The organism is Castellaniella sp. MT123, from assembly GCF_039614765.1.
Lineage (GTDB): Bacteria > Pseudomonadota > Gammaproteobacteria > Burkholderiales > Burkholderiaceae_B > Castellaniella.
In genome coordinates, this window is record NZ_CP154879.1 from 1,175,098 (window position 1) to 1,186,476 (window position 11,379).

The window sequence follows — 11,379 nt, forward strand, 5'->3', positions numbered from 1 at the left end:
CATTCCACGCAGTCGCGATCCGAATATTCCCGCATGAGCAGTCGCACACTGAGAGAAACTTCTATGCTAGAATTTCGGTCTTTCGGGGACGTAGCTCAGCTGGGAGAGCGTCGCGTTCGCAATGCGAAGGTCGGGAGTTCGATCCTCCTCGTCTCCACCAGAACACCCTAAACCGCTTGATTTTTCAGGCGGTTTTTTTTCGTCCGTCGATTTCAGTTGGTAGCAGATTTGGTAGCAACTCGTGCTCACCCTGCCCATCTACCCCCGCAACGGCACCTACTACCTCCACACCCGGATCGCAGGCAGACAGATCAAGCGCTCGCTCGCGACAAGGGACAAGACTGAGGCTATCCTTGTAGGCTCGGAACTTCTCAAAAGGCTCTACAAGGCACTCAAAGCCACTGGTGGGAGTATGGACAAGGACGATTACAAAAAACTCGATATAGCCTTTCCTACGGGCTTTCAGGCCAAGATCAACACTGATGATGATATGGCCCGGTTTCAGGAGCTTTTGAAGAACCCTGATTTCTACGACCTGATCAGGCCAAGCACCCCTGCAGCACAACAAGCCAGAGCCTCAGAACAGCCTGTCCAAGCATCAGAGGCAGAGAACCTTACAGGGGTAAGCATCGCTGAAGTTGCCAGCAGGTATCAGACCAGACACCAGAAGCTCAAAGCCCCAAAAACTCTCTATGAGTATGGCAACTATCACCAGCATTTCAGCCGGTGGGTGGCTGTGAGGAAGCAGGCAGACCCCTACCCTATCAGGAACATCATCAATGACGACATCGCCGCCTACATTGACGACCTGTTAGCAGACGGCAAGCCAGCACAAGCCATCCAGACCAAGTATCTCAGGGCTTTGAATGCTCTTTTTGAGTTTGCCAAGACCCTCGGCGCCTTCCCAAAGGACGTGCTTATTCCTACTCGTGGGCACAAGGTCTTCAACAAAAACAAACACAGAACCAACCGGAAACCCTTCACCACAGAAGAACTTCAACAGATCTTTGAACCCCTGAACCTGAACAGGGCAAGACACCCAGAACAATACTGGTTGCCCTTGCTTGGCATCTTCACAGGGGGCCGCATTTCTGAATTGAGCCAACTCCAGATTACAGACATCAAGCAAATTGAAGGCGTCTGGACTATCAGCATCAATGACGAAGGCGACAAGCGAGCCAAGACCCTTGCCAGTATTCGCACCATTCCTATTCACCCCACCCTTTTGGAAATTGGTTTTCTGGATTATGTAGAGGATATGAAGGGTTTCAATGGTCAACTTTTCCCGGACCTTCACCCCGACAAATTCGGCCACTATGGCAAGCAGCCAAGTCAGCGATTTGGTGTTTATCTCGATAAGTTGGGCATTACAGATAGGGCAAAAGTCTTTCACTCATTCAGGACAACAGCGAACAATTGTCTGAAACAGCAAGGTGTGCCAGAAGAAACAAGGTGTCAGTTTATCGGCCACGAACACGACACCATCAACAGTGCCACCTATGGGGAACCTCATAGCATGGCTTACCTGCTGGAGCATGCCGCCACAAAACTAATCTTTGATGTTGATTTCCAAAAAATCAAATATGAAAAAGACAGGTTCAATGCCTACCTTGTCAAAGAAATTAGGCGGCAAGAAAGGATGGAAAACCATCAACAGGCAAAAAACTTAATCAAGAAAAAGCAATAAAATCATCCAAATAAATAAGCCATTAAACCATGAGCATAATATCCGAAAAATTCAATTCAAAAATAAATGCCCTAAAGAGCGCCTTTGAGGAAAATAAGGAAATTGAACACCAGGGAATTAAAGGGGGGCTAAACGAAATCGAGCTTAGTTCCTTAATAAAAGACATCATCCCAAAAAAATACAGAATCACAAAAGGAATAATTGAAAATTCCAACGGCGAACAATCCAATGAAACGGACGTCCTCATCTATGATGACGAAATACTTCCGCCATACATCAAGAATGAATTAACCTTTGTTCCAGTAGAAGCAGTAAAGTATATTTTTGAAGTAAAAAGCATATTAAATTCAACCGAACTCAAGACAACCATCAAAAAATTCGAAAACTACAAATCAATTGGAGGTCGCTCACCAACAGTGCTATTCGCTTTTTCCAGTGATATTAACGGAAGCGAACTATTGCGCTATTATAAAAACGACACCAATTTTTTTACGAACCCAGCAATAACTGTTTTGTGTTCCTCCAACAAAAGTTATTATTACAAACACGTTGAAGAACACTATCTTAAGGATCATTTGTCAGCAAGCGACTTCATAAATAATTTCAGCAAATCCATTGGCCTAGAGGATTCAGCAGACCATTTTCCAAGTCTGAGGAAAAACAGTCACACACTAGATCAAATGACTCGATCTGAATTTGCCGCACTAATTGAAACATCCATTAAAATAAAAGACTCAATAAGGAATCTGGACAATGAAAAACTGACTGTAAACGGAATCAGATATTCCGAAATTAAATACAAGATTCACAAATGGATTGGAGTAGAAAGTCCAGATAACAATGTAGATTTATGCTTTCTATCAGGCATCTCAAACACCCTGTCTAAACAGAGCTTTGGAAGCTATTTACTTAACAAAAAAGAAATAGAATATAAAACACTTGCCATATGTTGTGAAGACATGTGGGGAAACATAAGTTGCCAAGATTTCGACAAACTAGGTCTAAATTACGACACCAATAAATTCAAGTTTAATTTTGAGAGCAATCATGAGTCTCACAAAATTACATTTACGGTTGACAAGTGAACTATGGTTAAGCAGCCAACCTATCAGCCTTAAATTTGAACTCTGTCTTTGTTTTATCCATAGATTTCCTCACCTCAAATATAAGCCATTCAGGATCTATTCCAAGATCAGATAGTATCTTTTGCCTACCATTTTCCCAAGAGGTTTGGTGGTAGTCAGTCACATACTCATTCCAGTTCCCCCCAACGACATAGCCATTAACAATGATGGCTTGGCCGTCTTCAGTAGAAGGTGAGAACAACGGAGTATCGTAAGACAGCCCTTCTATCTCATAGATCTCTTTACCAGCAAAGCCATCCAATCCAGCAAATTCAATATCCTCAATGGGACAATCACTTATTCCATAAATGTCCTTTAGTCCGCCTTGATATTTTTTGCTGAAATCTCCAACGCCCCCCATCTCTTCTTCCATTTCGCTGATCCAGCGGGCCACATTAGCAGACCAAGGCCATTCTTTCCCAGTCTTCCTATTCCTTACCCAATGGCCGTGTTCTTCACTCCAGATATGGGTTCCATCCTTGAAAGCCAATACTCGCCTATCGCCAAGAATAGGTTTTAGGGTTTTCTTCACTCTTGTTGGCCTTCCTTCAATTCCCATGACCATATCACCAACCACAATCTCTTGTATTGCTTTCAATGATCCATTTGCCATTAGAACTAATGAGTTTAATGGGAAACAGCAACCAGGTTCATAAACACAACTATCATCCCAGGACTTATTCTGCCCCAAATAGGATACTGTACTATCTGAACAGTGATATTGATTATAATAATTCCAACCTGAACAACCACCGGTGTAATGGCTAAAAACATTCCAAGTAGATCCATTCGCATACCAGTAAATAGCACCACTTCTATTTTGACCGCACAGTCCTTCTAGCCCACTCATATCTAATGTCATCTGTTTCCAAATACCACTTTGACATGAAAGAATTTTTCCATCAGCATCTTTGGCAATTGTTCCATTAGTCACACCGGCACCACAAGCGGCATTTTTTGATACTACCTTATTTGGCAATAAGGTTTGGGCGTCAATTTGAGTATTCGCCGATATAGCTTTGGCATATATACTGCCAGGTGCCGTAGCCTTATTAACAAAATCAGCACCAACAACAATATCTCTATTGGTCAATCCAGGAGCAGAGTTCATCTCATTTGTATTCACAGATCCTGAATATATAATTTCAGAATTCATGCTATCCGTATATAAATCGCCAGAATTATAAATGGTTTGAGTTCTCATATTCTGAAAATAGGCGCTCTGACTAGCCACATAAGTATCAACAGTCAGACTATTTACATTCTTGATGTTATTATTCCCCAGCAATAAATCTCCAGTCATTTCATTTGAGCCATCACGTCTCAAATAACTACCATCATAATCATTAATTCCATTTGTTCTATAAGCCAGTATTCCAGCCTCACCGCCATAAGGTAGATCAATATTTTGAATGGCCCAACCACCATTTAAGCCATTTATTTGAGTTCCTGTATCATCAGAAAATCCAACAGTATTACCAGCCTCTTTTGTGGCAATTCCAAGCAAATCATACCTAGGCTCATTATCACCAACAACAACAGGGCCGTCGGTGAAAACCAAACCTTCAATAGATTTGTTATCAACGTTTTTTAGGGCAATTTTATATCCGGTTTGGAGTAGCGAGTCATTAGTAAATGTTTGTGGCAATACTTCCTCAACAGGAACGCCATCAGGCACACAATCAACAGCATTTGTGAGAATACAAATATCTAATGTCTTTGTATCACCAGACGCAATGGCAGCCAATAATGCCGACTTATTATTACTAACATAAGACTGCAGAGCATTACCCAATTCCTTTATCTTTTCACCCGCATTTTTTGCTTTTGTTTTCTCAGCATTTCTTTGAAGCTGAAGCATTACCCCAATCGAAATTAACGCCATAATTCCAATCACAACTAACGTTTCAATTAACGTAAATGCCTCTTTTGTTTTTCTTATTATTCTCATTTTTCAGCCTTCAACATCTTTATTATTTATCTTATTATTTTACTGAATATTATCCGATCTCTCAAATGAATTAGATTTATTTCCATCAGCTAATGGGTTAATAATTTCATCTTGTTTTTTATTTTCATTCACTGCATTTTTACTTTTTTCTTTGTTAGATAAAGCCATTAGTCTATCAACAAATTCATTAAAATATTTATTTACGTTTGTGTCCTTATCAATCATAAGACACTTGATGAATTTCAGTTTTTCTTTTGACACTCTAAAACTAATTTGAGACAACACAACTTTCTTATTTTTAACATCTTGATTTTCCATTTTTTAACTCCATAATTTTTATTATTATAATTTCTAACAATTCCAAATCAAGAAAGATAGAAATTAGCAATCATGGAAAATAAATATTAACAACCCAATAAACTAAAACCCAAAAATCCAACAACTCAAAAAAGTAAAAATCAATTTCTCAACAAAATAAAACCTAACTTCTCAGCAAAATAGAAATTAACAACCCTATTTCTATACAGCCAACTTTCAACTACTCGATTTGTTAATTTCTATTTTGTTAACATTTTCGTTTTTCTCACAATAAATAGGCAATTCTATTTCTCACTTGGCCCGTAATTTAGTATGCTAAATGTAGGGTCTAAAAGCACCTAAGAAACAAGCCCCCCATACGTATTACGTTGTAATGCGTACGGAAGTAGCCCGATTGGCTACTTTGCTTGCTGGGTTTCACCCAGACCCGATAAACCTTTGGGGTCCCCCCAATCCCCGTAAAGGCAAAACAAAACACACGGGAGCTAAAATATAAACAATAAGGAATACAAATTATGGAACAAAAAACAATAAGAAAATCACAAAAGCCAATGCCTCCATCTCGGAAAAAAGAACATACCAGGAAGAATATCTCTGTTAGATTTTCTGATTCTGAACGAGAGAAATTAGAGCAGGCAGCAAAAGATACAGGCTTGTTTTTAACTCAATTAATACGAGTCAGAGCATTAAAAGAGGATGAAACAGCAGTCAAGAGACTTGAAAATTTAGGCCATATTCGTAGAACCGCCGGTCTCGTTAAAGCTCTCTATAAGGCAATAAATGACATTGAACAAAGAGAACATGTCAGAACAAAATTAGATGAACAGTTGGGTACTATAAGCGCAGAATTGAAGGCTTTAATTTCAATTTTAGAGAAAAAATAAGATCAAAAAAACACAAAATAGGAATTGGTTTTACAGCACCGGGAGACAAAAATGATAATAAGATCCTCAATTAGAATGAAAGATAATGTAGTTAAATCCGCGTCAGGAGCAGTCAATTACATCCTCTCAAATCTCGATAGCTCAGGTCAAAAAAGAGCAGTAAAGCCTGAGATAATTTATGGCAATCCTGACCTTACAAAGTCATTTGATAACCATCCAAAGATGGGTACAAAGAACAAATCAACCAGCGGAGTTATCAGCCTAAGAGACGGTGAACAACTCACAAAAGAGCAGGAAGAATTGTTAATTCAGAGGTTCCAAGAATTGATAATTCCAGAACAATTTAGAGACGTAGTTGATATGTTTCTCGTGAAACATCAGGACAAAGGCAATGTTGAATATCACTTTGTCATCCCACATTTAACCCTTGAAGGAAAGAAATTTAATCCCTTTGCTGTGATAGGTAGAGATCAAGGCTTATCGTCTTTTGCCTCTACACAAGCAGCCACTAGAATTCTCAATGATGAGTTTGGATTTGACCAGGTACAGCCTAATCCAGAAGGTAGAAATGGACTTAATAATAGGGAAATTAAGACAAGCAAATATAGCCCTAATGAGGCTCTAAAAAAGAACATTAAAAACAAAAAACTTATCGCTGAATTCTATATTCGACAGGTTAAGTCAGGCAACATTGCCAACAAGCCAGAGCTAATAGATAAGCTCAAATCAGATGGATTTTCAATTACAAGAAATGGAGAAAATTACATCTCTATTAAGCGTAATGAGTGGAAAAAGGCCATCAGATTAGAGGGAGGAATCTTCGCCAATAACTCAGATAAAGCTTATGCCACATTACAAGAACAGGCTAAAAAATCAGATGGGAATATCAAACAATCGCAGGAAATCGAACCTTATACAGCAGAACATAAGGCCCGAGATGAGCAATTGGTAAAGGCATTTCATGCCCTTGTTGTCGATAAATACGAAGGCAAAAGAGCCAATATGAATAGCCTTTTCCAAGAGTTCAAGCAGATCCAAAATCAGGAGATCAAGCCAGTTAATGAACCCAAGCCAGAAAGCCCTATAACAGCCCAGATAGAACAGCCTGCCCCAGTAGCACCAACGGACAAGCCAAAGGCTCATACAGCCCCTATACAGGCTCCACAACAGCAGGTAGGACAAGGCGCTATAACCCAACCAGGCCAACAAGATCAACCACCAGCCATAGCAGGTAGCCAAGGCTTAGGAGGTTCAGCAGTAGTGTCAGGGGAAGGTGAAGCACAGGCAGCAGTACAAGCCGCATCAAGTGCTGTGAGTGAGGCCGAAAAGAAGTTTGGCAGGAACAGCCCACAATATAGCAATGCCATGGCGGCTCTTGGAGCAGCACAAAAACAGCTTCAACAAATACAGGCGAGCAACAGTCAGATGGCTGATATGGAAAAGAAGAAATCGCAGGCACAAGGGCCAATAGCACCAGCACCGCAGGTACAAGCATCACAATCCGCTGACCTTTCTTCAATCTCTATTAAAGACAAGATATTAGGAATTAACAATAATAGGCATCCTGAACAGGCAAGAAAAGAGAAGCCATGGAAATATGGATTCTAATTTATCAGGTTATTTTTAATATACTTGAAATGAAAGACCGTATTTAATTCTCAAGTCTAATGGGCCAGATAGGGCTTGGACCAATATATCTTTGTGGTGAACGGCAGCCAAAGGCGAAGAAGTTAAAACACCCTTGGCTATCAGGAGCTTTACATCTTGCCTCACATCAAATTTTTCATTTGACCTAGAAATCACAAACGCTTCATTTCCCGTTTCAGCTATCGTTTTTCGTAGGTAGATCAAAGCATAAGCAAACTCAGGATCTTTCAACTCAAAAATTTCCCTGCCATAATCCATGATGTATTTATCAATCCCCTCAATAGGGTCTAACTCTTTGGTCTTTTTATCTCTGTACTCAATAACTTTTTGAACGAACTCATCAGTTAGCACTCTTGCCCTTTCGCTTTCCTTAACTCGCCATGGTTTATTCGGCCCACGCGTTTTCTTCATTTTCAACCTCCTACAATAGCCATTGACGACATAGAGAGCAGATTATATAATATCAATGTTATTCATACTTCAACATATGAATTAGCTCAATAGCACGTAGTAATTAGCCATCAAATTATCCTATTGGTGGCTTTTCTTTTGCCCTTTATTATTGACGATTAGCAAATCATTTCCTATAATAATAATGTAGTGATCAACTACATCTCTGTTTTTCATTGTCTCTGTGGTGGTGATTTGAAAAATCGAAGGCTCCTAGAAATAGGAGCCTTTTCTTTTGTCTTTTGACATTGGTCGATTATTTTTTATAATAATTACAACCACATAAGACAGAATATGGAAAACAATAATAATAATCAACTCGAAAACTTCGAAAATAACTTACCAATAAAGCCTTATTGTTCTGACGACTTAGCCTATGGTGTTATGATCAGGTCAGCAAAAACAGCAAGGACAATGAGATATATTCAGCACAACGATATTCTTTCACATAGATGGTTCTTATTCGATTGTGACTATCCTAACGCTTTGGAATACGCTGACGACAACAATCTACCACTTCCTAACCTTGTAGCAATCAATAGGAAAAATGGGCATAGTCATTTGTTTTATGGCCTAGAAACCCCTGTTCTAACTTGTGATAATGCCAGAAAGGGACCACTAAATTATGCGGTAGCCATTGAAGACACCCTAACAAGGCTACTGAAAGCAGATCCATGCTATACCGGTCTAATCTGTAAGAACCCACTTCATGAGGACTGGCTAACCTACCAGGTCAGAGCAGAAAGCTACACCTTGAATGAGTTCAAGGAATACATAGAACCAAAAAGAACACCCAAAAAGGACAAGAAAAAAGTCAATGGGTTAGGCAGAAACTGTACTTTATTCGATTTATTGAGGCACTGGGCTTATACAAACTTTGTCCATTACAAAACCCAAGATGATTTTTTTAATGCCTGCTGTCAGCAAGTGATTAGCTTTAACAAATTTGACAACCCGCTATCCTTAAATGAGACAAAGGCCATTGCTAAAAGTGTAGCGAAATGGGTTTGGAATCGATTTGATCTTGATATGAGCAACAAGAAATTTAGCAGTCTACAAACTTATAGAGGAAAATTAGGCGGCAGACCAAACACAACAACAGTCAATGGCAAGCCTTGGGAATTAGAAGGCATTTCTAGAAGTCTTTGGTATGAGAGAAAGAAGGCCGCCTAAACGATAATAATTCTTATCCGGACAAAAGCCATAATCAGATATTAGCCTCAGAATATAGGAGCACTCTGATTTTCAAATCCAGAGTAAATTCATTATCAAAAAATAAAGCCTCATTTCTGAGGCTCCATTTTTTACCACAAGGATAAATTAAATCAGATCGCAAAATCCTCTTTATTCTTGCCTTGATCAATAGCTTCTTTCATCCAGACAGGTTGCCGGCCACGGCCAGACCACAACTCACCATTAGGCCCTTTGTACTTCGGCTCCACGTTTGAAGTCTTGCTCATGCTCTTCGCTACTTTCCGGCCAAACCCAGAGAACCCAAGATCAGCGGCTGTAATGCCATACTCTTGAATTTTTTCCTTGATATCAGCCACAACCCCGGCAATTTCCTCTTGCCTGACTTGTTCAGCCTGCTTTAGCAATTCTTCTGCTTTGGCCTTCAATTCCAAGTACGTTGCCATGTTCTATTCCTTGTTGAACTCATGAAACGAGCAAAGAATAGCACAAATCCAAACCTAGTGGTCAAATCTAATGATATAAAATATTTAATTCCATTTAATTCCAGAAGCCTCAAATATTTCCGAGCGAACACCTTGCGCCCTCGGCAATGACATATATGCGGTTAAACTAATTTCCTTCCCATATGATAGGGCATACACACGACCAATTCCCTTCGGCGCAAGAAATGCTCCACTGCTTTCAATGCCAATACTTTTAATATCAGAAAATGGTAGTTGTTTGCCATCAAAAATCAAACCAACCCTGGGTTTTACCACTATAGTTGACTTAGTTCTAAACGCAAACGCGAACATGGAAAAAAGAATAATGGCAGCAATAACAAAGACAATGAAAGCATTGTCGATGCCAAAATATGCCATCATTGTCAAATATATTGTCAGCCAAACAAACAATATCAAGGCAGCTGATGCACCTGAACTCAACCGACCAATTCTTCTAGAGCAAAATGTAAGTTCCACACTTCCATCAGAGTGGACTTGCTTTTCATAATCCTTTTTGAAACTAGACTTCATAATTACGATCCCAGTTCCTATTAGACTGTTTTCTTCGGTACAAATTTAAGACCCAGCGCCACCAAAGCAAGAGCGGCATAGATCAAATACCCCTCTGGAGAGGCATCAGCTCTTGTATATGGGGGTGTCGCTTTCCCTATTAGTCCCAAGAAATCGCCGTAATAGCAAAACCTTAGAAAAACACCTATAACAATTGCTATCGCTGTGGCAACAAGGGGAGCCTTGTTTTTCCAAAGAAGAAATAGTCCAAGCAGGCTAATAATAATCTCAATCACCAAATAACCTTCATCTTGAAGCGACACTACAAAGAACAAGATGAGGCTCACCAAGAGCAAGGCATAACCCAATTTCTTTTGCATCACGTTTCCCTAATTAGAGTTTTCCACAGGTCTCTTCCGTTTTGGCTTTCAGTTCTGGGCTATCCCCAATAACCCCAGCAATATTTTTCATACTTGCTTCACACTGTTTCCGTGCTTCACTCTTGCCACACCCAGCGATGAGGACCACGGCGATAAACGCTACTGCCAACCTGCCTACCATGTGCTAATCCTTCCCATTGATTCAACTTGAAAAGTAGATTTCAACTTGTAAGGCCCTTCATGTCAAGAGGCTGATCCTCAACTATTGGGGTTGACAGGAGTAGGCCATCTATGACACCAAACGAACGAGCCTTAGCGGGCGCCATAGGCAAGGCCATCGCCAAGCGAAGGACAACGGCAGGGTTTACGCAAGAGGAAGTTGCGGAAGTGCTACAGATCGGCAGTGAAGCCGTGTCCAGAATGGAGAGGGGAACAGTGATGCCCACCGTTGGGCGCCTGGTTGAACTCGCTGAAATCTTCCAATGCGGCATTGGAGAACTGCTGTTCGAAGTCAGCCCTCAGACCAACGACCAGAGCCATAGGATTGCCAACCTGATGGGTGGACTATCACGGGAAGATAGGAACTTCGTCCTGTCTATGGTGGAAAAGCTTTCCCTACACCTATCTGAAAAAAAAGCCATCCAGGCGAAGCCGTGAGGTCATAAGACAAGGAGATCCATTGTCCCCTTGGACGGGAAGGCCCTGGGGCCGCTAATGGGGCGTGTGTATCCCCTCCCTCACCTGGACGAGTG

The 11,379-nt window shown here is 40.6% G+C and carries 12 protein-coding genes and 1 tRNA gene; 7 read left to right on the forward strand and 6 right to left on the reverse strand.

Annotation, left to right across the window (positions count from 1 at the left end):
* Positions 1–84 precede the first annotated feature (84 nt).
* From ABCV34_RS05395 to ABCV34_RS05405, 3 genes are all read left to right on the forward strand, one after another.
* Positions 85–160, forward strand: a tRNA-Ala gene (locus ABCV34_RS05395).
* A gap of 81 nt (positions 161–241) precedes the next feature.
* Positions 242–1,687: a site-specific integrase gene (locus ABCV34_RS05400; RefSeq protein ID WP_345798185.1), complete on the forward strand. Its 1,446-nt coding sequence runs from the start codon at positions 242–244 to the stop codon at positions 1,685–1,687.
* A 29-nt stretch (positions 1,688–1,716) separates the two neighbouring features.
* Complete coding sequence (locus ABCV34_RS05405) at positions 1,717–2,772, forward strand: DUF6602 domain-containing protein (protein ID WP_345798186.1); 1,056 nt, start codon at positions 1,717–1,719, stop codon at positions 2,770–2,772.
* Positions 2,773–2,779: 7 nt separating this feature from the next.
* On the opposite strand, the gene ABCV34_RS05410 is transcribed toward ABCV34_RS05405, so the two are convergent.
* Complete coding sequence (locus ABCV34_RS05410) at positions 2,780–4,762, reverse strand: hypothetical protein (RefSeq protein ID WP_345798187.1); 1,983 nt, start codon at positions 4,760–4,762, stop codon at positions 2,780–2,782.
* Between the two features lie 39 nt (positions 4,763–4,801).
* A complete protein-coding gene (locus ABCV34_RS05415) occupies positions 4,802–5,080 on the reverse strand; it encodes a hypothetical protein (protein ID WP_345798188.1) in 279 nt (92 codons plus the stop codon).
* Between the two features lie 515 nt (positions 5,081–5,595).
* On the opposite strand from ABCV34_RS05415, the gene ABCV34_RS05420 reads away from it, so the two are divergent.
* Positions 5,596–5,964 (forward strand): hypothetical protein, encoded by a 369-nt coding sequence (locus tag ABCV34_RS05420; RefSeq protein ID WP_345798189.1) that lies wholly within the window; start codon positions 5,596–5,598, stop codon positions 5,962–5,964.
* Between the two features lie 75 nt (positions 5,965–6,039).
* Positions 6,040–7,572, forward strand: a complete 1,533-nt coding sequence (locus ABCV34_RS05425) for a relaxase/mobilization nuclease domain-containing protein (protein ID WP_345798190.1) — start codon at positions 6,040–6,042, stop codon at positions 7,570–7,572.
* Between the two features lie 15 nt (positions 7,573–7,587).
* Here ABCV34_RS05425 and ABCV34_RS05430 read toward each other — a convergent pair whose 3' ends face one another.
* The gene (locus ABCV34_RS05430) at positions 7,588–8,022 is read right to left on the reverse strand and encodes a hypothetical protein (RefSeq protein WP_345798191.1); all 435 of its coding nucleotides are present in this window, start codon (positions 8,020–8,022) and stop codon (positions 7,588–7,590) included.
* Between the two features lie 333 nt (positions 8,023–8,355).
* On the opposite strand from ABCV34_RS05430, the gene ABCV34_RS05435 reads away from it, so the two are divergent.
* Positions 8,356–9,234: a replication initiation protein gene (locus ABCV34_RS05435; protein ID WP_345798192.1), complete on the forward strand. Its 879-nt coding sequence runs from the start codon at positions 8,356–8,358 to the stop codon at positions 9,232–9,234.
* Between the two features lie 152 nt (positions 9,235–9,386).
* On the opposite strand, the gene ABCV34_RS05440 is transcribed toward ABCV34_RS05435, so the two are convergent.
* The 3 genes from ABCV34_RS05440 to ABCV34_RS05450 all read right to left on the reverse strand — a co-directional run bounded on the left by ABCV34_RS05440 (position 9,387) and on the right by ABCV34_RS05450 (position 10,627).
* Positions 9,387–9,698 (reverse strand): H-NS histone family protein, encoded by a 312-nt coding sequence (locus ABCV34_RS05440; RefSeq protein WP_345798193.1) that lies wholly within the window; start codon positions 9,696–9,698, stop codon positions 9,387–9,389.
* 84 nt (positions 9,699–9,782) lie between these two features.
* On the reverse strand, positions 9,783–10,268 hold the full coding sequence (locus ABCV34_RS05445) for a hypothetical protein (protein ID WP_345798194.1): 486 nt from the start codon (positions 10,266–10,268) through the stop codon (positions 9,783–9,785).
* Between the two features lie 20 nt (positions 10,269–10,288).
* Positions 10,289–10,627 carry a hypothetical protein gene (locus ABCV34_RS05450; RefSeq protein ID WP_345798195.1) on the reverse strand — a complete coding sequence of 113 codons (339 nt, stop codon included), beginning with the start codon at positions 10,625–10,627 and terminating at the stop codon, positions 10,289–10,291.
* Positions 10,628–10,918: 291 nt separating this feature from the next.
* On the opposite strand from ABCV34_RS05450, the gene ABCV34_RS05455 reads away from it, so the two are divergent.
* Positions 10,919–11,284: a helix-turn-helix transcriptional regulator gene (locus ABCV34_RS05455; protein WP_345798196.1), complete on the forward strand. Its 366-nt coding sequence runs from the start codon at positions 10,919–10,921 to the stop codon at positions 11,282–11,284.
* The last annotated feature ends 95 nt before the right edge of the window (positions 11,285–11,379 follow it).